Below are 25,145 nucleotides of genomic sequence, written 5' to 3' on the forward strand. Positions count from 1 at the left end.
ATTTTTAGCCTTATTTCCCCGATTTTCATATCATATTGACCGATTTTTAGAAAGCCTTCTCTCTTTTAGTTTAGGTTAATAATGCGTAAATTCGTGGCTTAATTTTGACCAAAAAATATGAGCAAGTTCGATATCATTGTTTTAGGAAGTGGCCCGGGAGGTTATGTAACCGCTATTCGCGCCTCACAGTTAGGTTTTAAGACCGCAATTGTAGAAAAAGAAAGTCTGGGTGGTGTTTGTCTTAACTGGGGATGTATTCCTACAAAAGCACTTTTAAAAAGCGCGCAGGTTTTTGAATACCTAAAACATGCTGAAGATTATGGCTTAAAGGTAGACGGTGCAGACAAAGATTTTAGTGCAGTTGTAAAACGAAGCAGAGATGTAGCAGACGGAATGAGCAAAGGTGTTCAATTCCTGATGAAAAAAAATAAAATTGAAGTTATCAACGGTTATGGGAAACTAAAACCCGGAAAGAAAATAGATGTTGATGGCACAGAATATAGTGCAGACCACATCATAATTGCAACGGGCGCAAAATCTCGCGAACTGCCTAATCTTAAACAAGACGGCAAGAAAGTTATAGGTTACCGTGAAGCAATGACTTTAAAAGAGCAGCCTAAAAAGATGATCGTTGTAGGTTCTGGAGCTATAGGTGTTGAGTTTGCAAACTTCTACAACTCTATGGGCACAGAAGTTACTATTGTAGAGTTTTTACCTACGTTGGTTCCGCTTGAAGATGAAGAAGTATCAAAGCAATTTGAGCGTTCTTTTAAAAAGGCAGGTATTAAAGTTATGACCAATTCTTCAGTAGAGTCTGTAGACACTTCTGGAGACGGTGTGGTAGCAACCGTAAAAACTCAAAAAGGAGAAGAAAAATTAGAAGCAGATGTAGTTCTTTCTGCCGTAGGTATTAAAACCAATATTGAGAATATAGGTCTTGAAGATGTGGGCATTATCACAGACAGAGATAAGATTGTAGTTAATGACTGGTATAATACAAATATGCCGGGTTATTATGCAATTGGCGATGTTACCCACGGCCCTGCTCTGGCTCACGTAGCCTCTGCAGAAGGTATAATCTGCGTAGAGAAAATAAAAGGTATGCATGTATCAAAACTTGATTATGGCAACATACCGGGATGTACATATGCTTCACCAGAAATTGCTTCTGTAGGTATGACAGAAAAACAAGCCAAAGAAGCGGGTTATGACATTAAAGTAGGTAAATTCCCGTTCTCGGCTTCAGGTAAAGCAAGTGCTTCCGGAAACAAAGAAGGTTTTGTAAAAGTTATTTTTGATGCTAAATATGGTGAATGGTTAGGATGCCATATGATTGGTGCCGGCGTGACCGATATGATCGCTGAAGCTGTTTTAGGCAGAAAACTTGAGACTACAGGTCATGAAGTTCTTAAGGCTGTTCACCCGCACCCTACTATGAGTGAGGCTGTGATGGAAGCTGTAGCGGCTGCTTACGATGAAGTGATTCACTTATAAGTCAATACATATATATAAAACAAAAAACTCCGAAGCTTACTTCGGAGTTTTTTTATGCTTCAATAGTATTTTTTATAGAAAACTTTGAATGGCGAGCTCATAACTTTTGAGTCCGAATCCTAAAATTATTCCTTTGGCTTTAGGCGAAATATAAGAATGATGTCTAAATTCTTCTCTGGCAAATGTGTTAGAAATATGCACTTCTATTACAGGTGTTTTAATTGCGGCAATGGCATCACCTATCCCTACAGAAGTATGCGTATAGGCAGCTGCGTTGAGCACAATGCCATCAAATTCATCATCAGCCTGCTGAATTTTTGTAATTAAATCTCCTTCATTATTTGACTGAAAATAAGAGAGCTCTGTCTCCTTAAACTGAAACTGCAGCTTAGAAAAATAATCTTCAAAAGACTGACTCCCATAGACATCAGGCTCACGTTTACCCAGAAGATTAAGATTGGGACCGTTTATTATAAGTATCTTTAATTCTTTACTCATCAATACAAATTTAAAGTTTTAAATGTACCCGTTTTAATCGCATAAAAAAAGAATCGGGGGCCGCTTAATAAAAAGTAGCCCTAAAGGCATTAAAATCGGTAAATAAGTGAGATATAAAAGGTATTAAATCTTGAGGCATAATCATCTGGCATCGTATTAAATTTGTTTGTGATACCAAAAGAATATCGACCTTCTATCAAAAGAGAATTTGAGATCTCGTATTGCAAACCAATACCTAAACCTACACCAAAACTATTAAGATCTTTACCGGTTTCATCTATAAAAAAGTTTGCCTCTGGTCCTGCTACCAGACTAAATCTAGAATCACCAAGCTTTTGATCTGCATCAAATTCTGACAGCGTTCTTGGCAATACTTCTTGTGCTGAAGTCGAACTGATTGAATATACGAAAATGCAAAAGGCAATATATAGTTTATACATAAATTATTATATAAAATAATTTAATTGAAGTTAGAGCTTTTCACTTCATATAAAGGACTTTATTAAAGTTATACCGTTTCACAAATTACAAAACAAAAAAAGCACCCTTATGGGTGCTTTTAATTTGATTTCAGTGAAAATTATTTAAAACATAAAACCTACTCCCACCTGAAAGGTAGAATTATGTGCGTCGCTGTCTTCAAAAGTTTCGGTAAAACCGTAGTTGTAACGACCCTGAATTAAAAATCCGTTAGCAAACTTATACTCAAGACCAGCTGCACCGCCAAATTCAAAATCCTGTGCAGAATCAAGATCAAAATCTCCCTCATCATCATTAGGCTGAGAATCTATTTCTTCATTTACTTTAAAGTTGAAAGATGGACCTGCCTGTAAACTCAAACCGTCTACTAAATATATTTTAGCAAGTACAGGTACCTGTACATAATCAAGTTGATACTCTACATTTTGATCATTATCAAGTGCATTATCCTGATCAAATCTTACAGCATCAAACCCCTGTCCCGAATACAAAACCTCTGGCTGAATAGAAAAACGTTCTGATAAAGGAACCTCTGCCAATAAACCTACATTAAAACTCGTTCTTGAGTCTGGACTGTCAAAGTCATCACCTGTAATCGTCGCAAAATTAACACCACCTTTTACACCAAATTGTACAAATTCCTGAGCGTTAGCCGCTCCGGTTCCTAATACTAATACTGTTGCTAATGCAATAAGCTTTTTCATAATTTTAATTTTTAAATTTATACAAATCTAATGGCTCAATTTATTTAGCGGTAATAAGAAAAACCTAAATGATTATTAAAAATCTCTTAATCTTACTTACTTTTATAGCGTGAATTGGGCACAAGCACTTACAGATTATAAGCATTATTTAAAACTGGAAAAAGGTCTAGCGAGCAATTCTATCGTGAATTATGCTCTGGATATCAATAAATTAATAGGCTGGTTAAAGAGTGTAAATTCTACATCAAATCCTCTCACTATTTCTCATGAGACCGTCCAGCAGTTTATTTATGACACGGCAAAAAAAGTTAATGCAAGATCGCAGGCCAGAATTATTTCTGGCTTAAAAGGTTTTTTTGATTATCTCGTTTTTGAAGATTACAGAACAGATAATCCTACAGATCTTATAGAATCACCTAAAATAGGTAGAAAACTGCCCGATACGCTTTCATTAAATGAGATCGATAAAATTATAAACACAATAGATCTTAGTTCGCCACAAGGGGAGCGCAATCGCGCAATGCTTGAGACTTTATATGGGTGTGGCCTACGCGTTTCTGAACTACTTGATCTCAAATTATCTGACCTTTATTTTAAAGAAGGGTATATTCTTGTAACTGGTAAGGGAGACAAACAGCGGTTTGTGCCTATTGCCCCTTTGACACAGAGGTATATTAATATTTACAAAGATCAGGTACGGGTTCATCAAGAAGCAAAACCTGAATTTCTTGATACGCTTTTTTTGAACCGGAGAGGAGCACGACTTACCAGAGCGATGGTTTTTACCATTATAAAAAATCTAGCGAAAGAAGCAGGAGTTAAGAAAAGTATCAGTCCACATACTTTTAGACATTCGTTTGCTTCCCATTTGTTAAAAAATGGCGCAGATCTTAGAGCTATACAGCAGATGTTAGGTCATGAAAGTATAACCACAACAGAAATCTATATGCATGCTGATCGCTCACAACTTGCAGATATTATGGAAAAATTTCATCCCAGAAAGGATATGTAATTCTTTAATATGCCTTTCTAGTTACTAGCTGTATAAGAAGCATCATTTATCTCGATCCAGTAACCATCAGGATCCTGCACATAGATCTGTCGCACGCCATCTGGTCGCAAACTTGTTTCTTTGCTATCTCCTAGCCAATTAATATAATCAACATTATTATCTTTTAAATATGCTATAAAGGCATCAATATCGCTCAAATTGAGTGAAAAATGGAGTGCTTTAGGCGTAGCTTCTATTTCACTTTTGTCTGATTTTATCAAGTGTAATTGATGGTGATTACCCAGATCAAACCAGCGTAATGTAGGATTGTCTGCCGGCGTAGGTATAGGGTGTAACTGCAAAATGCGCTGGTAGAAGTCTACACTTTTATCAAGATCTGAAACCGAAAGAGCTGTGTGATCAAATTGCAGGTTAAACGATTGCGCTGATAATAAACATCCGCAAAAAAGCATGAAGATTAAAGAATAGATTTTCATAATACGGTTTAAGATTGTTTGATTCTATGTGAAAATTTAGCTTGTCTTAATAGGCACCCATATTTCCTCTTCAGATTCGGGATGATCTGGGCCGTAATATTTTTCTCCCAATCGTTCAAAATGAGCCCGGGCATCAAGTTCATATTTAGAATTGGGTAACCAGGTACCATAGATATAGTTTGACGTGTTAACGAAAGTTTTCACCGGTCCCACATGGGTGAATACAGCATACGTACCACCAGCAAGAATGCGCTTAGACATCCCCGCAGGTAAGTCATTAAAATGCTTTACTTCTACTACCGCCCATCTTTCAAATTTAGTTTCCTCTGTAAATTCTTCAACTTTAAAATCTTCGGGATAGATCTGCATGGAGTAAAAACCTGGCTGTGCAATATCTTTAATCTCTTTATGCCTTGCCATAAAGTTCTGCCATAAAGCTGCCGTTTCATCAAACGATATAGATGTTGTTATACACATGCCAACTAATTTGCGCTCAGGAATCGTAACTATCTCAGGTTTCATACCTAAAAATAAATATTCCGATCCGTTTTTAGCTCTATTTTAACCGATTTCAGGAGAAAAAAGACCGATTTTTAAATCTTAAAAAGATAATCCCAGATTAATTACGGCTTCATCATCAAGATCATAACTGTAACCGCGCCAGTAGGTAGACTGTTTACCGTTATATTTCCAGACTACTTCTCCAGCAATCGTTACTTCCCAATAACCATAATCACCTTCACAGATCATCGTGTTACCATTGCTTAAGCGAGTAACGCCAGAAAGCTTTCCATAAAACATATCAGGATCTGTAAAGCTCCACACCACCTCCGGCTCATTATCTGCATTAGCCACTAGTTTATAATCTGCAGGCATTGCAAGTTCATAAGCGGTTGACTGTTCTACGTTTGTACCGTTATTATAAATTAGCATGTTACCTGCTCCTACTTCATCATTTTGTAAAAAGTTAGGATAGTGATTGTTAAAGAATCGTCTTGCGCCCTGAGCATTATTATATACTTCAGGATTACCAAAACGATAAATAAGATCGCCGCCTTTACCATAGGACCCGCCTGTACTTTGCATCGCTTCTAAAGTTGAAGTACTGTGATCTACAACCCAAACTTCACTTAATGCATTTACACTTACAAAGATCACGTCTTTTACAGAATCGTAATCAATACCGTTAGCATGAGTTACATCTCCGTCATCAGGCAGATTGTAATTAAAGTTGATCTTATTAGGATTATCTGCAACTACACCATAGGTAGAAAGATTTTCATCTGCTTCTTGTACTAAATGTTCCCAACTGCGCCACTGCCATACTATTTGCCTACTGTCTCTATTGATCTCAATTAACTTTTCAGGATAGATAGGAACCGTAGTTACAATACCTTTTGAATTTGCCTCTTCTACAGTGATTTTTTCCCAAACCATAAATAGAAGATTTCCGTTTGGTAAGAGTTCAACATCGTGATGGCATATTTCATTTTCAGTTGAATAGGTGTACTCCCATGCTATAGAATTGTCTGGGTTTATAAATCTAATCACTCCGCCATAACCACCTAAAGTAAAAGCAGGATCAGGAATTTTAAACATACCCAAGAGTTGACCATTATCAAGCAATTCCAGATCATTGCCCAGACTAAGGTCAAATTCCCATTCATGAAGAGGATTTCCTTTTTTTGTAATAAGTGAAGCTGTAGTGCCGCCATTTTCCATTATAAGCGTGAGATTATCGTGCACAAGCTCTGCATTGTATACTTCTACTTCTTCTGCGGTTTCTTCCTCAGATACTGGGTTGCTGCCGTCTGGTATTTCACCTTCTACATTAGTATCATCATTGTTACTGCAACTAAATAGTACAAGAAAACTTATAATGAGTAAAAAATCTTTCTTCATGAATAAATTGGGATTAATCTTATAAAATAACTCTAAGTAACTACTTTATTTCAAATTCTTTAGGATGCGTGGCACCTTTCAAATTTTCAACAAAATAATCCCAACGACGTCGCATCATATAATCACTGTCACTCCCATAACCGTGTCTTGCATGAGGAAATATTATCAGGTCAAAATCTTTGTTGGCTTTTATTAAGGCATCAACTACAAGATAGGTATTGTATGGCGGCACATTATCATCTACAGCGCCATGTGCCAGGAGTAACTTGCCCTTAAGATTTGCAGCAAAATTTTGATTGGCCTGGTCTTCATAATTTGATTTACCTGAAGAATCTTTAGTCAACAATCCTATATAACGCTCACCCCAGTCGTCCTCATAATTACGATTATCGTGATTACCAGATTCTGAAATGCCTACTTTATAAAATTCCGGGTAGCGAAACATCGCCGCAGCCGTTGCATAACCGCCGCCAGAATGACCCCAAATACCCACGCGATTCAAGTCGAAGTACTTGTATTTTTCTGCCAACTGTTTTATTCCTGAGATTTGATCATCAAGTGTATTGTCTGCCATATTGCCGTAGCAAACATCATGAAAAGATTTTGAGCGCCCGGGATTACATGTACCGTCTATAACAATAACCACAAAACCTAGTTCTGCCAAAGCCTGATGATCGCGACGCGCGGCAGAAAATGACCTGCTTCCTACCCCGCCACCTTGAGGACCGGGATAAATATAATTTACAACAGGATATTTTTTACTTGTATCCAGATTTGTAGGAGTAAACATTAAGCCATATAAATCCCAGCGGCCATCGCGAGATTTTACTTTTATGGGCTGCGGCGGTTTCCAGCCGGTTGCTTCTAGTTGTGAGATATCTGCCTGCTCTAATTTTAAAAGAAGTTTACCGCTGTCATTGCGCAAAACAGAAACGGGAGCAACATCAGGCTGTGAATAATTATCTACAAAATAATTGCCTTTCGGCGAAAGAGAAACAGCATGATTTCCACTTTCTGGAGTTAATAATTTAAGGCGTTTCCCATTAAAATCAACACGGTAAAAATGACTAAAATAAGGATCTTCGTCCTTTTCTCTTCCGTTAGCATTAAAGTAAAGTACTCTGTTTTTTTGATCTACTTTTTCAAGACTGGTAACGACAAAATCTCCCGTAGTGATCTGATTTTTTAATTTCCCGGTAGTTGCATCATATAAATATAAATGCCCCCAGTTGTCTCTTTCAGAATACCAGATTATCTCATTAGAATCTGGTAGATAATGCCAGTTTACTGTACCCTGACCAGACTCATATTGGGTATCAATTTTCTCTTCAAAAATTTCTTTTACAGCTCCGGTTTCAGCATCTGCAATGCGCATTTTTTCGACCTTATGATCACGCGAAGTAGACACAAATGCAAGTTTGGTTGCGTCCTCATTCCATTCATTATCATCAAAAGAACCTGAGCAGGCAATATCATCACACAAAGTACCTCTGCGAGGATCTGCCGGCATTTGTAATCGCACTACCTCTTTATTAGGCACATCAATGATCACCCGGTGTATACGAATGATATCTTCATCATCAGGAATAGGATATTTCCAAGTTTGCAACTTTGGCGCGCCCACTGTTGTTTGCACTAAATACATATCGCTTACATGCCGCTGATCCTGCTGAAAAGTCGCTATTTTTTTAGAATCTGGAGACCAGAGCAGAATGGGGCGATCGCTATGTTTCCATCCGGCATTGTCTGTCGCGTAACCAAAGTCTTTTATCCCATCTGAGGTCAACTGAGTTTCTTCACCGCTTTTTACATCTCGCACCCACAAATTGTAATCTTTTATAAATGCCGACTGTGTGCCGTCTGGCGAAATCACCTCTGGTGCAAATCTTCTTATCGTATTATCATCCTGTAAATTTAGTTTCGCAAAGAGAGCAGCTCTATCAGGGAAGGTTTCTCGTGAAGCAGACTTAGGATCAACAAGCACATATTGCTGGCCATTCTCTGTATCTACCTGATACCAGAATTTACCATCTTCAAGCCAGGCAGGTCTTACATTATCATGGTAAACCAGCTTGTTTGTGGCAGGTCTCAAAAACTGAACTGCTCGCTCATAATCTGCTGTAGTAACTGCTGGCTGATTTTCTTGCTGTGCAACCGATTTTAAGCCGAAAAAGGCGATAATTGCTACTGTTATTAGGGGTTTTATCATGTTTTAATTCTATATTTTAATATCACAACTTCTTAGCCTCTTCCCAGAAAACATCCATCTCTGCAAGGGTCATATCTTTTAATTCTTTGCTGTTTGCTTTAGCTTTCTCTTCCAGGTATTGAAAGCGCTTAATGAATTTTTTATTGGTGCGCTCAAGAGCACTTTCGGGATCTACTTTGAGAAAACGGGCGTAATTGATCATTGAGAAAAGCACATCGCCAAATTCGGCTTCTATTTTCTCCTGGTCATTAACTCGTACTTCGTGTTGTAGTTCGTCAAGTTCTTCTTTTACTTTCTCAAAAACCTGTTGTGGCTCTTCCCAGTCAAAACCCACCCCAGCTACCTTATCCTGTATACGGCTTGCTTTTACAAGTGCCGGCAAAGAGCGCGGCACTCCTTCTAAAACAGATTTTTTACCTTCTTTCAGTTTTAGGTTTTCCCAGTGGCGCTTAACATCTTCTTCATCTTTTACCTCTACATCACTGTAAATATGAGGATGCCTGCTTATCAATTTCTCACAGATGCCATTAGCGACATCGGCTATATCAAAATCATTTGTTTCGCTGCCTATTTTTGCATAGAATACAATATGTAAAAGAAGGTCACCCAATTCTTTTTTAACCTCTTCAAGGTCATTATCAAGAATGGCGTCACCTAACTCGTAAGTTTCTTCTATTGTAAGATGTCGCAGGGATTGTAGAGTTTGCTTTTTGTCCCAGGGGCACTGCTCTCGCAGTTCGCCCATAATCGTAAGTAAGCGATCTAGCGCTTTTAGCTGTTCAGGTCTGCTATTCATGCTCACGAATTTAGTGTATAAAAACCTGTTTTTTAGTATTAAAATCGGGTAAAATCAAAAGAAATTATACAAATTCATTACGCTCTATAAAAAGATCATTTGCTAAAAAAATCATCAGAAACAACTTTAATGACTTACTCAAATAGATATAAAAATTGAGAACCAATTAGCTGCCTTTTAATTAGCAATCGAATGATTACTAAATTAAATAGGCTATTTCAACACTTATTTTTACTAAAAAAAATCATTTACTATGAATAATCACAATGGATATTTGACTTTACGGTGAAGTGGTAAATTAATATTCGTTAATAGCAAAGTTTTGCAGCTGAACTTCCTTTAGTTTGGAATCAGAAAACAATTCTCGATCAATGGGAAGCCCCTGCACTTATTAAAATTATATCAATGCAATATAAATATGCTAACACCGATTTTCTAAAATAATTAGAAAAATAAAGGAATAACGACCGTAAGAATAAGTATTAATGCTCGACCAGCTCCAGCAAGCTCGCCTCCAACAGCGCTACTCCCTCCTTATTCAGATGGTGCAGGCTACGCTTTAAAGACTGATAAACCACTTTAGAGGGTTTGACCTATGCCTCTGCTCTAAACTTTTGGAAAATCCTGTAGATTTACTTCCGCCGGTTTCTTTTTGCTATCTTAGTTTACAAAACCAAGCTACGAACACATAGCCTAAAACTTTAGCAAAAATTTAAAAAAAATTGAAACGTACAATTGAACAAATCAGGGAACATTACGAAATTGAGAAGGAACTCGCTAGTAGACTAATGCATTCTTCAAAAGAAGAGCGAGAATTTTTATATTCATCCCTTTATAATGAACTATATAGACGCGTCCCTCTTCATCCCCAATTGACCGAAAAAAAAAGTAGTGAACTAACCGATACTTCTGTTTCTTCCCAGCTAGTGTTCTTAAAGCATTTCCTTCGAAAGAACATGACATTTTGTGAGATCGGATCAGGTGATTGTTCACTTTCTTTAGCATTAACGAAAATTATTAATAAAGTTTATGCGGTTGATGTTTCTGAAGAAATATCAAAGGTTAAAGAACTACCTGATAACTTTCATCTCATTCTATCTGATGGAGTAAATATTCTGGTACCTAAAAAAAGCGTTAACTTAGTTTATAGTAATCAATTAATGGAGCATTTACATCCTGAAGATGCGAAAAACCAACTAGTCAACATTTTTAACATTCTTACCGATGATGGGAAGTATATATGCGTAACTCCAAATCGAATTAATGGTCCACATGACATTTCAAAATATTTTGACAGAGTAGCAACTGGGTTCCACTTAAAGGAATATACATTTTCCGAATTAAGGAGTTTGTTTAAAAAAGTTGGATTTATGAAAGTGCAAGGATATTGGGGAGGCAGAGGGATATTCATAAGAACACCCGCCTTTTTAATTATCTTAGTTGAACGTTTATTTAATTATTTCCCATTTTCAATTAAAAAAAATAGATTTAATACAATCCTATCAATAAGAATAGTGGGAATAAAATAATTATATATTATAAAACTTTTGCTAACATTTTGGATAAGGAATGATAGATGATTGATGAATATAAACTTCGTAGTCCGCCCAGATTGTATAGAAGTTTGACAGGAAAGGCCACTCAATCCACCACTAATATACAATCTACCCGCTAGCGATCATTTAAAAAAAACTAACAATTTCTCAAATCATGAAAAAAATAGAATTTATTGAGCAGATAAAGGCCTCTTCAAAATTAGTGTATGAAACTATGTTGGGATTAAATGACATAACCACTTATGAGCAATGGACTGCCGAATTCAATCCCACTTCTACATATGAAGGTAGTTGGAACAAAGGAGAAACAATTTATTTCATCGGGACAGATGAAAACGGTAAACGTGGTGGAATGGTTTCTGAAATTGCGGAAAATATACCATTTGAATTCGTTTCAATAAAACACAACTGAATTCTTGATGGTGAAAGTGAAATAACATCTGGTGAACAAGTTGATAATTGGACAGGTGGTCTGGAAAACTATTCGTTTCAGGAAAGCAATGAGATTACAACTGTAAGAGTTGAAATGGAGACGGTAGAGGATTATATCGACTATTTTGTAGAGACATGGCCTAAAGCATTAAACAAGCTTAAAGAAATAATAGAAAACTAAAATCAATTTCTCAAGTGTATAGAAAATAAAAATTTGCTACCACTCTAATTATAAGCCACAGCTTCTACCATGTCCTTTTGAAAATCTTGGTAACTTCTATTGCTGGTTTTTTATCTTAATTGTAAATCTAAGGTAAAGGATGCATACAGTAACAATTGCAATAACGTTCCACAGAGCAATGAAAATACATTCTCAAAATTTAGTAAAAACAAATATTGGATACTGATTGTTATCTTATCTCTGGTTTTGATTTTTGTCGAGGAATTACAAATTGAATTAGAAAATCCAGAAATGTACAAATTTATACGAGCAAGCGGATACTTTCTACAATCGCTATGCTGGATAAAATCATTTTGGTCTACAATACAATCTAATCGAATAAAAAGGAGCAGTAATTTTAAAATTTCTTTACCAAAATCATGAAAATTTGATCAAATTAATAAACTGAAAGTTGATACTATTTGACTTAGTACATTTTGGAAAAATAACATTTCCTTAACCCGAATCAGACATTTTTATGTGTTCGAGATTCTACCCAAATTTAACATCCCTCAAAATGGAAAATTCCGCTCTAATCTGTAATTCTCCTGAGATCTACAGAAACTTTCATCCTGTTCTTACCAGAGCTATAGATTACACCTTTTAACGGGGGTACATCATAATAGTCTCTTCCCCAGCCAACTGTAATATGCTGTTCATGGGGTATCACATTATTTGTAGGATCAAAATCTACCCAGCCATATTTGGGCACAAATACAGAAAACCAGGCATGTGAAGCATCTGCGCCTATCATTTTTTCCTGTCCTTCAGGGGGGAGCGTTTCTATATATCCGCTTACATATCTTGCGGGAATTCCCACAGCACGAACGCAGGCAATTGCTATTTGTGCAAAATCCTGGCAAACACCTTTGCGTTCTTTCATTACTTCATGAATGGGCGTTGCAACATTTGTAAAACCAGAAACGAAGTCAAAATCAATAAAAATACGCTGCATCAGCTCATACGATGCTTCATAAATTGACCGCTCTGGGCGAAAAGATTCTTCGGCGTAAGCTTTAATTTCCGGTGAAATTTTAGACACCAGTGCAGATTCTAAAGTAAACTGGCGTGCTTCAAAAATATCTGGTGAGATTTCCTTTAATGCTGCCAAAGCTTCAATAAGTGTAATCTTTTTTTGATTAGCTAAATTACCCTTTTCTGAAAGCGATAGATTCTCTCTTAATATTTTACTTTTAGCTATAACTTTTAATTCACTATGCTGTTGCTGAATCGAGAATCGTGTAATAGTATTACCAAAAAAATCTATTTTCTCCGAAATTTCAGAGGGCTGTGGCGTGATTTCTAATGTATAATCTAACAACCTTTGTCCCGGAATATCTCTGGGTTTTAATGTCGCGATATTGTGACAGTAGGTTACAAAACCATCGTACTTATAACGCGTCGTATGCGATAAGGAATAAAGCATTTAAGATGAAAAGTTTTGGTAAACTAGTTGTTTAGGTTGATAGGAATGATTAAAATAAGTACTTGTGATCGCTAAAGATACATTATGCAGAAGATCACTTATAGCAGAAAGAGATCGCTCCAGCTCAAATCTCGTAGCTTCATCTTGATCAAGAGCAATAGCTTTTTCCCTTGTGAGTTCACCTATTTTTTTACAGGCTTCATCTATACAAATTTTACAATCTGTGTTGTGAACGCCAGGTAAACGATCAATATCTTTTTGCAGCCTTTTTAGACGATATGTAAGCGATCGTGCATATTCTTTATCAAGAATAATGAGCTCTATCACATTTTCCATGCTTAGATAAGATCTGTAACTATAACGGTAAATATTTAAGCTCTCATGACTGTTAAGCAAAGATTCTAATATTTCATATTCTACCTGCTGCCTGTGATTAATCACTATAAGCGCTCTGCATCTTTCTATATTCATCATAGACTGCTCTAGTTGCAAACCAATAAAATACAATAGCAAACCTTGTTGCACCATTATGCTTTCTTCAATAAGCCCCATGAAAGCAATCAATCTCGTAATAATACGATCAAGTAGTTTTGTTAATCGCGGTATCGTAAAGCTCTTCTCTTCTTTGAAAACCTTCCATAATTTTTGAATACTATCAAAAACGCGCCACATGTCTTTTGACCATAGATTGCGTATAGAATAGTACGCATTATTAAACATACCAATCGTATGCGCAAGACTCCCGGCTCTGTTTTCATCGAGAATAACAGACCTGATCTCGGCAAGCGGATTTTCCATCACTTTTTCCCGATTTTTGCCTACAAAACCCGGAAATGTGGACGTTATATGTGTAATACTCTGAAAAAGTATCTCTAAGCTTTCAGATTTTGATTTTCGCTCGTTGTATTGCACATTTGCCATCTGGTTGAGAACCATGCGTAGAAAACGAGCCGTGACAAGCGTACGACCCAGATAGCGTCCTGACCAAAATAAATTTTCCGCTGTATTACTTGGCAAATCGTCGATACCAGAAACCGGTAATGAAGAAGTCCTGTTCCAGGAATAATTCTGAATATTGGTCTGCTCTTTATCACTTATAATCCAGAAATCTTTACTTGTGCCTCCTCTTTGGTTAGATACACGTAAGTTTTCGCGCTCAGGCGCAACTCGTACAAGTCCGCCAGGCATAACGCTATAACCGTCATTTTTCGCTACGGCGAAACTGCGGCAAACTACTTTTCTGGGCTCTAGTTTACCAGCTGTAAAATCTGGGGTTGTAGAGAAATATATCTTTTCCTGAGCGACAAATTTATAAGGTCTGGCTTTAATTTCGCGTTTAAGCGTATCGAGTTCTTTTTGCGATAGAAATTCACAGAAATAAAGACTTTCTCTATTTGTACGATCAATACGTTTTACTACAAATAATGGCAGATTATTGAGTACATAATTGCGCTCTTTCTCCTGCCCGCACCACCACGATGCAACCTGAGGCAATATTAGATCTTCGTTTAAAAAATACTTTGAAATATTTTTCATGAAAGGAATGAGACCAGGATTTTCAAGAATCCCGCTGCCTATTGGGTTGACCACACTTACATTGCCTTTGCGTATAACTTCCAGAAGACCTGCAACACCCAGATAAGAATCTTCGCGCAGCTCAAGCGGATCTGTAAATATATCGTCTACCCTTCTTAAGATAACATCTACCTGCTTAAGACCTTTGAGTGATTTTAACCAGACCTTACCATTGCGCACGAGCAGATCGTTACCTTTTACAAGAGGATAACCCAAAAAAGTCGACATATAAGCATGCTCAAAATAGGTCTCGTTATGAGGCCCCGGAGTCAAAATAACTATACCGGGATTGTCTTTATTTTCTTGTGCAGAACTTACCAGAAGATCATTAAAATCATTAAAGAAATCTGATGGTTGTCTTACATTTATTTTTTTGAAAATATCTGGCAGCACTCTACTGGTGGTAAAGCGATTTTCAAGTGCATAGCCCATTCCCGACGGTGCTTCTGTACGATCATTTACAACCCACATTCTACCGTCGGGACCACGCGCCATATCAGCTGAATGTATGAGTAGATTTTTAGCGGTTTTATACTGAATTTGATCACAGGGTCTCAAAAAACCTCTGTGAGCAAAAACGATTTCATAAGGTATTATTCCGTTTTTTATGAGTTCACGTTTGCCGTAAATATCCTTTAAAACGAGATTGAGTATTTCTGCGCGTTGCTGAAGTCCCTTTTCTATATCAACCCATTCTTTCTGATGGATCAAAAAAGGCACGATATTGAGATTCCATGGACGATTTAAACCTTTAGGATCGTTATAAACGTTATAAGTAACGCCATTTTCAGACAATAACCAGTCGATGTCTGCCTGGCGTGCCGTGAGATCATCACTGCCTATTTCAGCTAGATTTTCCAGTAACATCTCCCAGTTAGGATTAACCTTCATTTGAGAGCTGAAAACCTCGTCATAATTACTAAAATCTGAAAAGTAATTATTGAATAATTTATCAGTAATGGCAGACATACCGTTATCTAGTATTTTTTACGTAAATCTAAAGTGTGAGGAAATTCAAAATTAACAGGAACCTCCTTATAATCAAATTTGCTGGAACGCCCTTGTGGTTCTACAGTTCTTCTGGGTTTACCCTCGGCCTCAACAGTCGTTACCGGGGCAATTTCTCCCTGAGAGTGACCAAATTCCCAAAAACGATTTATTCGGCGTGATTCTGCTTCGTAACTATTAACGGGATACGACTCATACGAGCGACCACCCGGGTGTGCAACAAAATAAGTGCAACCTCCTATTGAGCGTTGATTCCATTTATCTACAACATCAAAAACAAGTGGCGTATCTACTCCAATTGTAGGATGCAATGCAGACCAGGGATCCCATGCTTTGTAACGCACGCCTGCAACATATTCACCTTTTACTGTGGTAGGACTCAACGTAACTTTTACACCATTACAGGTGAGCACATAGCGTTCATCTATAAAGTTAGAAACCTTTACCTGAAGACGCTCTAGTGATGAATCAACATAACGGGCAGTACCACCACCAGCCATTTCTTCTCCCAGAACATTCCACGGTTCTATTGCCGTACGCAATTCTATATCAATGCCATTTATCTCGACCATACCGTGCAAAGGAAATCTAAATTCAAAGAAAGGATCAAACCAGTCTAATTTAAAAGGATAACCTGCTTCATTAAGCTGCTCTACTATATCTTTAATATCTTCTTTTACATAATGCTCCATCAGGAATTTATCATGTAGCTCTGTTCCCCAGCGCACCAAATTATGTTCATATGGCTTTTTCCAGAACCAGGCGACCAAAGTACGTACGAGCAACATTTGCATAAGGCTCATCTGGGCATGTGGCGGCATATCAAAAGCTCTTAACTCAAGAATACCCAACCTTCCCGAAGAAGAGTCTGGGGAATATAATTTATCTATACAAAACTCAGACCTGTGCGTATTGCCGGTAATATCTGTAAGCAAATGGCGAAATAATCTATCTGTAAGCCAAAAAGGCACTTCTCCATCTTTGGGAATCTGACTAAAGGCAATTTCCAACTCATAGAGATTTTCGGGGCGACCTTCATCAACACGCGGCGCCTGACTCGTAGGACCTATAAAAGCTCCGGAAAACAAATAAGACAAACCGGGATGATGCTGCCAGAAAGTTATGAGACTGCGTAAAAGATCTGGTCTGCGCAACAGCGGACTATCAGCTGGTGAAACTCCGCCCAGCGTTACATGATTACCACCGCCGGTGCCAGTATGTTTGCCGTCAAGCATAAACTTCTCTGTCCCTAAACGGGCTTGCTTTGCTTCCTCATAAAGAGCAAGCGTATTTTTAGTCAATTCTGTCCAGTTTTTTGCCGGATGAACGTTTACTTCTATAACACCTGGATCTGGGGTGATTTTAAGCGATTCTAACCGATTATCCTTTGGTGGATCGTAACCTTCTAAAATTACAGGAATCTTAAGTTCTTTAGCTGTAGCTTCAATAGAAGTTATCAGGTCTAAATATGCCTCTGCGCTATCTAGCGGTGGCAGGAAAAGAAACAGCTTATTATCTCTTATTTCTGAACAAAGTGCGGTACGTATAAACGGCGTTGATTTAGATTTATTTATACCTTCATCCATAAAATTCTCAACCCGCTCTTCTACGATCTTTTTATATTGTGGAAGCGGTTCTTTATCTGAGAACAGATCTGGTTCAAAAACTGGTCTTAGTTCATTCTCGGGATTTTGCAATAGTGAACCCAGAGGTAATCGTAGACCTATGGGCGATGTACCGGGCAATAAAAACAGATGTTTTCGTCTAAATTCCCATACGCTCGACAACCATTTCCCTTTAGATTTATTAAGCGGCAACAAATAACCCTGAGGTTCACTTGTGCCTTCTTTTAATATTTCTTCCAGCTTTTTTCTTGTTAAAGAGCTGTCTTTGTCTTTTGCCGGGTCCATATCTACGGGAAGTTTACCTTCTTCCCATAAAAAATAAAAAGCATCTTCATAAGTTGGTACAACATATTGATCTGAAATACCTAAGTAAGAAGACAGTATTTTGAGGAAATCATGATCTGCATTTGCAGGAATCCTATAACTTTCTGAAAATGCAGCAAGCAATTTATCATCCTTCCAGATAGGTTTACCATCCTTACGCCAGCATATCTCAATTTGCCATCTGGGTAATGGTTCACCGGGGTACCATTTACCTTGTGCATGTTGCAGAACACCGCCTTTACCAAATTTATTTAATAGTCTGCGTGACAGAGAAGTTGCCAGTTGACGTTTATGTTTACCATCTGCATCAGTATTCCACTCTTTAGATTCCATATCATCTATAGAAACAAAAGTGGGCTCCCCTCCCATTGTAAGCCGTACATCGCCTTTTTGTAATTCTTCTTCTACTTCAAAACCGAGGTTGTAGATCGCATTCCATTGATCTTCGGTATACGGCTTTGTAACTCGCGGAGATTCAAAAATACGTTTAACTGAATTCTCAAAGAAAAATTCGGTTTCGCATACATCTGTAAAACCTGAAACAGGTGCTGCACTTTCATAAGACGGAGTACAGGCTAAAGGAATATGACCTTCACCGGCCAGCAGGCCTGATGTAGCATCAAAACCGATCCATCCCGCACCGGGAATATAAACTTCTGCCCACGCATGCAAATCTGTAAAATCTTCTTCAGGACCTGATGGGCCATCTAGTGATTTCTCATCAGATTTTAACTGAACCAGATATCCTGAAACAAATCGCGCTCCAAAACCAAAGTGACGTAAAGTTTGTACAAGCAACCAGGCAAAATCACGGCATGAACCCAATTTTTTTTTTAAGGTTACTTCGCAAGGCTGCACGCCTGGTTCCAGACGCACGGTATAATTAAGATATTGATTAATTTTTTGATTAAGGTCTATTAAAAAATAGATCGTCTTTTTGGGTGTGACATCAACTGTTTTAATAAAATCTAAAAGCAGTGTTCCCCTTTCTTTTATTTCTAAATACGGTAAAAGTTCCTTTTTTACGGTTTCCTCATATTTAAACGGAAACTCTTCGGCATAATCTTCTACAAAAAAGTCAAAAGGATTTATCGTTTTTAAGTCGGCAATAATTTCAACATCAACAGAAAGTTCTGTTGTTTTTTCGGGAAAAACGATTCTGGCCAAATAATTACCAAAAGGATCTTGCTGCCAGTTAAAAAACTGATTTTCGGGCTTAATTTTTATAGAATAGTTTTCTATAGGAGTTCTGCTATGTGGTGCAGGTCGCAGTCTAAATATATGCGGAGATAGCTTTACAGGCCTGTCATATTTATAAATGGTCTTATGAGAGATAACTATTTTTAAAGCCATATTTGAGAATTAGAATACTAAAAATGAGAACTGTGCTACGCCGCAATTAAACGTCTATATTAGAACAAGTATATAAAATATATAAAGATTTCTGCTATATATATCTATCCAAATGTATGGAATTTTTGACTGCGCTAAATAGGATGGTTTTTGTTGCTGATTTTTCGTTTTACACCTATAAAATCAGGTATTATGTATAATATGGTAATAATTTCTGAAAACAAAAAAACCTCGCCAAAAAAGGGAGGTTTTTGATCATTTTAGCCGATTTTTACTGTAAACCGCTAATATAACTACCATAAAGGTCTTTAAAACGTATACCTTCTGAAAGTCTGTATTTGCTCAACTTCTTATATTCTACCAGTGCCCACAGAACAAATTCTTTTAGGAAATAAACATCTTCTTTTGGAAAATCTGGTTGATATTTTTTGACCAATTTGTCTAAAGGCTCAATAGAATCTATCAATTGTCTGTATTGACTTTCTGTAAGATCATCAAGTAACTGAAAATCACTTTGATCAAAGAACCAATTGATCACGTCGTCATAAGGACTTTTCTCGTTTTGACGTTCTAATTTCTTGATTTCTGGAAAATACTCTACAAAAAGAGATTTCACCGCTTCTCCTAAAAGACTTTGCACAACAGAAGCTGCTCCCTCCTGCTCTCCTTCATAAACTAACTCTACTTTCCCCGTTATTGCGGGTATCATACCTATAAAATCGCCAAGTCTAATTGTGGTTTTCTCTTCTCCTGCCATTATTGCACGACGCTCTGCTGTGCTTAACAAATTTTCAAAAGCCGTTATACTCATACGAGCACTAACGCCACTTTTAGCATCAATATATTCACTTCTACGCGCTTCAAAACTTATTTGCTCAAGAAGATCTTTAGCCAATGATGGTACATGTATACTTTCTTGTTGACGCGAATCTTTCCGTGCCTCCTGCTGTGTTATAGTTCTTGCAATCTCTATGCTCTCAGGATAATGGGTTAGAATTTGAGAACCTATTCTGTCTTTTAACGGTGTAACAATACTACCTCTGTTTGTGTAATCTTCTGGGTTAGCTGTAAAAACGAACTGCATGTCAAGTGGCAAACGCAGTTTAAAACCTCTTATCTGTATATCACCTTCTTGCAGAATATTAAATAATGCTACCTGAATACGGGCTTGTAAATCTGGTAACTCATTGATCACAAAAATACTTCTATTAGCTCGAGGTATCATCCCAAAATGGATAACTCTGTCATCTGCATAGCTCAGTTTTAAATTTGCAGCTTTTATGGGATCTACGTCTCCTATTAAATCTGCCACCGTCACATCTGGAGTTGCAAGTTTCTCAAAGAAGCGTTCATCCCGATGTACCCATTCTATATTAGTACTATCGCCTTCTTCTTTAATGCTCTCACGCGCATATCGACTCAATGGTCGCAATGGGTCATCGTTAATCTCAGACCCTGCAACTATGGGCATCCACTCATCAAGTAGATTGATCATTAAACGTGCAAGCCTTGTTTTTGCCTGACCTCTTAAACCCAACAAGTTAATATTATGTCTCGACAATATCGCTCGTTCTAACTCAGGAATAACAGAATACTCATAGCCATGAATTCCTTCAAATGAATTTGCTCCGTTCTTTATATTCTTAAGCAGATTATCTCGTAGTTCATCTTTTATGCTTCTACTTTGATATCCTGATTTATTGAGTTCACCTAATGTTGTGATTTCTGGTTTATTCATTGTGTAATTTTCGCCGTAAGGCATTAATAAGTTCAGTTTAACTCCTAAAAGGATTTAATTTCCATAAACTCGATGGAGTAATTAAATAGTTCCCGATTTACCTAGAAATTAATTTAAGTATTATTTAGATCTATCTTATTTTCTTTTTTCTATTGCTTTCATAATCTTCAAAGATCATTTCACCTAATCCCTGTAATCCTGTGTAAAATGCTTTGCCTTGATTGGCTTGTGCAAACTCACGTACAAACTTCATTAAGTAAGGATCTTGCGCGATCATAAAAGTAGTTATAGGGATACGTAGCTTTCTTGCCTGCCGCGCCATATCATAGCACTTGTTTACGATATATGGGTCAAGCCCTACGCTGTTTTTATAGTAATAACCGTCAGACTCTCTAATGCAGCTGGGTTTACCATCTGTTATCATAAAAATCTGCTTATTGGTATTTCTTTTTCGGCGTAAAATATCCATTGCCAATTGCATCCCGGCAACTGTATTTGTGTGATAAGGCCCAACCTGTAAATACGGAAGATCTTTAATTTTTATAGGCCATGCGTCATTTCCAAAAACGATTATATCAAGCGTGTCTTTAGGATATCTTGTTGTAATAAGTTCGGCCAGAGCCATTGCCACTTTTTTTGCCGGAGTTATACGGTCTTCACCATAGAGAATCATACTGTGACTTATATCTATCATAAGCACGGTGCTCATCTGGGCTTTGTATTGCGTCTCTTCTACCACAAGATCATTTTCCTGTAAATAGAAATTTCCCAGACCATGATTTATCTGGGCATTTCTCAAACTTTCTGTCATAGAAACGCGCTCTAATGCATCACCAAAGCGATATTCTCTATACTCACCCGTATGCTCATCCCCACGACCTACATGATTGGTACGGTGATTACCGTTACCACTTTTTCTAAGTTTACCAAAAATTTGATCAAGTGCTCGCTGCCGTATGAGTCTTTCTGTCTTAGCGGTTATAGAAATATTACCTTCTCCCTCACCGTCGCCGTTAGGATCTATTTCTTCTCTAATATATCCTTTAGCTTTAAGATCTTCTATAAAATCATCTATAGTATAATCTGGTGTGGTAAGTTCATACTCTTTATCAAGTTCTCTTAACCAGTCTATTGCTTCATCAAAATCTCCAGAGGTATGTGTGATAAGCTCTTGAAAAATATCAAAAAGCTTATCAAAGGGAGACTGACTTTCTTCCTCGTATTTTTTAAAAATAAATCCCTTGCGCATAATTCTTTTCATAGCTTTTTAAAAATACATGATTTAACCGTAGTGAAAAAATAAGTAGACGTTAAAGTAATGCAAATAAAAAAGTCCCCAAATTGGGGACTTTCATCTATAAATTAAGCAGAATTACTTACTTGGCATTAATACGGTATCTATAGCATGAATCACACCGTTAGAAGCATCAACATCTGTCATAACGACTTTGGCTTTATTACCAGATGCATCAGTAAGAACAACATTATCACCATCAAGAGTGGCAGTGATTTTCTCTCCTTCTACTGTATTTATCTCATAAGAACCATTGTTATCATTAATTGCTTTAACAACATCTGCAGCTTTAAACTCACCTGCAACAACGTGATACGTTAATATAGAAGTTAGCTTAGCTTTATTTTCTTCTTTAGTAAGATCGTCTAATGTTCCTTCTGGCAATTTATTAAAAGCATCATTTGTAGGTGCAAATACTGTGAAAGGACCATCACCTTGCAAAGTTTCTCCCAAACCTGCAGCCTGAACCGCACTAGTTAGTGTAGAGAAATTATCATTGCTCATAGCTACATCTGCAACAGTTTGACCCATTGCTGTGCTATCTGTAGCGGTCATAGAATTATCCATTTCTGTGTCTGAGCTTAAAGCTACCTGATCACCTTCTGCAGTTTCACCCTCATTAGTCTTAGCGTTATTATTACATGACATTGCAGTTAATGCAACTATTGCCATACCTAAAAAAATCTTTTTCATAATAGTTTATTTTTTTGTTTGTTCAAAGATAATGGTGTAATCGTTAAACAATATGAAAAGATATTGTAAGATTAAGTTAATTGTTAAGCTCTCAATTCTACCTAAATGATTTATTTTTTAAACTGATTTTCAGCTAATTATAAACGATTTTATATTCTTTTAGGCCGTTTTTTGAACTTAGCGATTTCTTATAACATAAATCGCTGAAAATCAGACAGATCTATTACAGAATCAACTACCCCTTTAGCGTTCAACTTTCTAGTAATTAATCCTGAATAAAATTACTTTGATAAAGAATGTGGATAATTGAGTTAGGAATCAACTCTAAAATCGCCCTTTTTGAGGTAAAAATCGGTTGTCATCAGGCAAATATTAGACGATATCTATGCGCTGTGAGTGAGCTATCGCTTCTTCACTATATTTAAAATAGCAGATAGCAACACCCATTGCTTCTATATTATAAAGCACATCTTCTACTTTCTTTTTACGATGATGACCAGTTTGTCTAATATAAACGGCTTTTATATTTACCGGGAATATTTTACAAATACGCTCATAAATAAAAGGATCATGTTGAGAATCGTCTCCCAGCAAAACATATTGTATGGTGGGGTAAAAAGAAACGATATCTTTTATTTTTTCAAACTTATGATCATGACTCCCTCTGCCGGTAAATAAAAAATCTGTAATTCCTGTTTTTATCTTTTTCAGCTTTATTACAGCTTTAGGCAATTCATGCATTTTTGTAAAATCTGTAATAAACCCATATAGATTCCACTCGCTGCTGGAAACAAAAAAGAACGAATTACAGGCTCCATCTATCTCTTGCCCTGCATTGCTCAACATCTTATAATGAGCCACCACATCATCAAAAATTTTGCGCTTGTTTATATTTCGCAACAGCATAACATAAAGTTTTTTAAAAACGCTGTTACTGTGTGAGATTAAAAAGGTATCGTCTATATCTGAAATTATGCCCAGCTTACTTTCAAAAGGTTTTAAAAGTTCGCCTTGTTCAATTATTCCAAAATCACCGTCTTTGTTCTCAATATTAACCGTATATGTATGCCAGCCGGCTTTTAATTCTCTTGTAAAAGGCAACGTGAATCTAAAGTAACCATCTTGCATCGTGCGAGTCTTCACATCAATATCAAGAAATTTTAAACGTATCTCAACATTTGCCAAAGGTTTTATGCGAAACATATGAATAATGGAGAAAGCATGTTTAATGCCTCTGCGGTCAAGACGGTATTTATCTGGCGCCCAAGATTTAAAAACGTGACCAAAGACTACTAGCTCGCGGTCATTAACGTAACCTCTGTATAATTTTAGATCTAATTTTATCAATTGATATTCTCTTAACGATTAGGTCCTTTTAAAATAGCTAATTTTAGAAAGAAATAATTAATAATGGAACCAAATAGTCAACTATTGTTTATTGTCAACCCGATTTCTGGTGATAGTAATAAAGACACATTAATAGAACTTGTTTGTAATGAAACCCAAAAGAGGGGTTTTGCAATTGAAGTTTACAAAACAACCGGAAACAATGATAATGAAAAAATTAAGGATCTAATCTCATCTTTACAACCAGAACGTGTACTTGTTGCTGGCGGTGATGGTACAATTGTACAGGTAGCAGATCTGCTTGAAGGTAAAGATATCTCATTAGCTATTTTCCCCGCAGGCTCTGCAAATGGTCTTGCGGCAAACCTGCTTTTGCCAGACAATCGAGAAGAACAGTTAGAAATAGCTTTGGGTAGTACCCTCAAAGAAATTGATATGATCAAAATAAATGGTCAAACTTCGTTACACATTGCAGATCTGGGCATAAACGCAGAGCTTATTAAAAATTATGAAAACTCTAAAATTAGAGGCAAATTGGGTTATTTACTGCAGGCTGTCCCTACTCTTTTTAAATGTGAATACCCGTTTAATTTTACTATAGAAGCTAATGGCGAGGAGTTCTCACAGAGTGGTATCCTGCTGGCAATAGCAAACGCTAAAAAATTTGGCACAGGTGCTAATGTGAATCCTGATGGTAAAATGGACGACGGACTTTTTGAAGTGCTAATTTTTAAAAAAATGGACATCGTTGAGATTCTAAAAACACTGTACAGTGATGATGCGCCTAACCCTGACTTTGTAGATATCATTAAAACCAAGCAAGCAACAATTAAATGTAGTATAGACACAGCGCTGCAAATTGATGGCGAATTTATAGGTGAGCTTACAGAAGTTGAAGCTAAAATTGGTGATCACAAACTAGCTCTGGCGGTATCTGGTAATAAATAGATTTATAATTAAAAGGGTTCAAGTCACATCAATCG

Annotated in this window: 20 protein-coding genes; 5 read left to right on the top strand and 15 right to left on the bottom strand. The window is 36.9% G+C overall.

The features are described from left to right. The first annotated feature begins 117 nt into the window (after nt 1-117). The gene (lpdA, locus tag ACH3O9_RS16745) at nt 118-1,494 is read left to right on the top strand and encodes a dihydrolipoyl dehydrogenase (protein WP_416442300.1); all 1,377 of its coding nucleotides are present in this window, start codon (nt 118-120) and stop codon (nt 1,492-1,494) included. A gap of 72 nt (nt 1,495-1,566) precedes the next feature. Here lpdA and aroQ read toward each other — a convergent pair whose 3' ends face one another. The 3 genes from aroQ to ACH3O9_RS16760 form a co-directional block, all read right to left on the bottom strand. Next, complete coding sequence (aroQ, locus tag ACH3O9_RS16750) at nt 1,567-1,992, bottom strand: type II 3-dehydroquinate dehydratase (protein ID WP_416442301.1); 426 nt, start codon at nt 1,990-1,992, stop codon at nt 1,567-1,569. Between the two features lie 89 nt (nt 1,993-2,081). Next, the gene (locus ACH3O9_RS16755) at nt 2,082-2,432 is read right to left on the bottom strand and encodes an outer membrane beta-barrel protein (RefSeq protein ID WP_416442302.1); all 351 of its coding nucleotides are present in this window, start codon (nt 2,430-2,432) and stop codon (nt 2,082-2,084) included. A gap of 144 nt (nt 2,433-2,576) precedes the next feature. Beyond that, a complete protein-coding gene (locus tag ACH3O9_RS16760) occupies nt 2,577-3,176 on the bottom strand; it encodes a porin family protein (RefSeq protein ID WP_416442303.1) in 600 nt (199 codons plus the stop codon). Nucleotides 3,177-3,285: 109 nt separating this feature from the next. Here ACH3O9_RS16760 and ACH3O9_RS16765 point away from each other — a divergent pair, with 109 nt between their 5' ends. Continuing rightward, nucleotides 3,286-4,188: a site-specific tyrosine recombinase gene (locus ACH3O9_RS16765; RefSeq protein WP_416442304.1), complete on the top strand. Its 903-nt coding sequence runs from the start codon at nt 3,286-3,288 to the stop codon at nt 4,186-4,188. A gap of 17 nt (nt 4,189-4,205) precedes the next feature. Here ACH3O9_RS16765 and ACH3O9_RS16770 read toward each other — a convergent pair whose 3' ends face one another. From ACH3O9_RS16770 to mazG, 5 genes are all read right to left on the bottom strand, one after another. Further along, nucleotides 4,206-4,664: a VOC family protein gene (locus ACH3O9_RS16770; RefSeq protein WP_416442305.1), complete on the bottom strand. Its 459-nt coding sequence runs from the start codon at nt 4,662-4,664 to the stop codon at nt 4,206-4,208. A gap of 36 nt (nt 4,665-4,700) precedes the next feature. Then, nucleotides 4,701-5,186: a GyrI-like domain-containing protein gene (locus ACH3O9_RS16775; RefSeq protein ID WP_416442306.1), complete on the bottom strand. Its 486-nt coding sequence runs from the start codon at nt 5,184-5,186 to the stop codon at nt 4,701-4,703. A 78-nt stretch (nt 5,187-5,264) separates the two neighbouring features. Then, complete coding sequence (locus ACH3O9_RS16780) at nt 5,265-6,566, bottom strand: aryl-sulfate sulfotransferase (RefSeq protein WP_416442307.1); 1,302 nt, start codon at nt 6,564-6,566, stop codon at nt 5,265-5,267. 40 nt (nt 6,567-6,606) lie between these two features. Next, nucleotides 6,607-8,775, bottom strand: coding sequence for a DPP IV N-terminal domain-containing protein (locus tag ACH3O9_RS16785; protein WP_416442308.1), 2,169 nt, complete (start codon nt 8,773-8,775; stop codon nt 6,607-6,609). A gap of 22 nt (nt 8,776-8,797) precedes the next feature. Further along, a complete protein-coding gene (gene mazG, locus ACH3O9_RS16790; RefSeq protein ID WP_416442309.1) occupies nt 8,798-9,571 on the bottom strand; it encodes a nucleoside triphosphate pyrophosphohydrolase in 774 nt (257 codons plus the stop codon). Between the two features lie 722 nt (nt 9,572-10,293). Here mazG and ACH3O9_RS16795 point away from each other — a divergent pair. Together ACH3O9_RS16795 and ACH3O9_RS16800 are read left to right on the top strand one after the other, a co-directional pair. Then, complete coding sequence (locus ACH3O9_RS16795) at nt 10,294-11,100, top strand: class I SAM-dependent methyltransferase (protein WP_416442310.1); 807 nt, start codon at nt 10,294-10,296, stop codon at nt 11,098-11,100. A gap of 181 nt (nt 11,101-11,281) precedes the next feature. After that, nucleotides 11,282-11,539, top strand: a complete 258-nt coding sequence (locus tag ACH3O9_RS16800; protein WP_416442311.1) for a hypothetical protein — start codon at nt 11,282-11,284, stop codon at nt 11,537-11,539. 772 nt (nt 11,540-12,311) lie between these two features. Here ACH3O9_RS16800 and ACH3O9_RS16805 read toward each other — a convergent pair. The 7 genes from ACH3O9_RS16805 to ACH3O9_RS16835 all read right to left on the bottom strand — a co-directional run bounded on the left by ACH3O9_RS16805 (nt 12,312) and on the right by ACH3O9_RS16835 (nt 24,159). Then, the gene (locus tag ACH3O9_RS16805; protein ID WP_416442312.1) at nt 12,312-13,205 is read right to left on the bottom strand and encodes a transglutaminase family protein; all 894 of its coding nucleotides are present in this window, start codon (nt 13,203-13,205) and stop codon (nt 12,312-12,314) included. Continuing rightward, nucleotides 13,206-15,749 carry a circularly permuted type 2 ATP-grasp protein gene (locus ACH3O9_RS16810; protein ID WP_416442313.1) on the bottom strand — a complete coding sequence of 848 codons (2,544 nt, stop codon included), beginning with the start codon at nt 15,747-15,749 and terminating at the stop codon, nt 13,206-13,208. It lies immediately after the preceding gene. Nucleotides 15,750-15,757: 8 nt separating this feature from the next. Further along, nucleotides 15,758-19,090, bottom strand: coding sequence for a DUF2126 domain-containing protein (locus tag ACH3O9_RS16815; protein WP_416442314.1), 3,333 nt, complete (start codon nt 19,088-19,090; stop codon nt 15,758-15,760). Between the two features lie 271 nt (nt 19,091-19,361). Further along, on the bottom strand, nt 19,362-20,828 hold the full coding sequence (locus tag ACH3O9_RS16820) for a magnesium chelatase (RefSeq protein WP_416442316.1): 1,467 nt from the start codon (nt 20,826-20,828) through the stop codon (nt 19,362-19,364). Nucleotides 20,829-20,958: 130 nt separating this feature from the next. Next, on the bottom strand, nt 20,959-22,089 hold the full coding sequence (locus ACH3O9_RS16825) for a vWA domain-containing protein (RefSeq protein ID WP_416442318.1): 1,131 nt from the start codon (nt 22,087-22,089) through the stop codon (nt 20,959-20,961). 111 nt (nt 22,090-22,200) lie between these two features. Continuing rightward, complete coding sequence (locus ACH3O9_RS16830) at nt 22,201-22,815, bottom strand: fasciclin domain-containing protein (RefSeq protein ID WP_416442320.1); 615 nt, start codon at nt 22,813-22,815, stop codon at nt 22,201-22,203. A 372-nt stretch (nt 22,816-23,187) separates the two neighbouring features. Continuing rightward, the gene (locus ACH3O9_RS16835) at nt 23,188-24,159 is read right to left on the bottom strand and encodes an App1 family protein (protein ID WP_416446718.1); all 972 of its coding nucleotides are present in this window, start codon (nt 24,157-24,159) and stop codon (nt 23,188-23,190) included. Between the two features lie 66 nt (nt 24,160-24,225). On the opposite strand from ACH3O9_RS16835, the gene ACH3O9_RS16840 reads away from it, so the two are divergent. Then, complete coding sequence (locus tag ACH3O9_RS16840) at nt 24,226-25,110, top strand: diacylglycerol/lipid kinase family protein (protein WP_416442322.1); 885 nt, start codon at nt 24,226-24,228, stop codon at nt 25,108-25,110. Nucleotides 25,111-25,145 lie beyond the last annotated feature (35 nt).

The sequence above is a fragment of the Leeuwenhoekiella sp. A16 genome (assembly GCF_047946675.1).
Lineage (GTDB): Bacteria > Bacteroidota > Bacteroidia > Flavobacteriales > Flavobacteriaceae > Leeuwenhoekiella.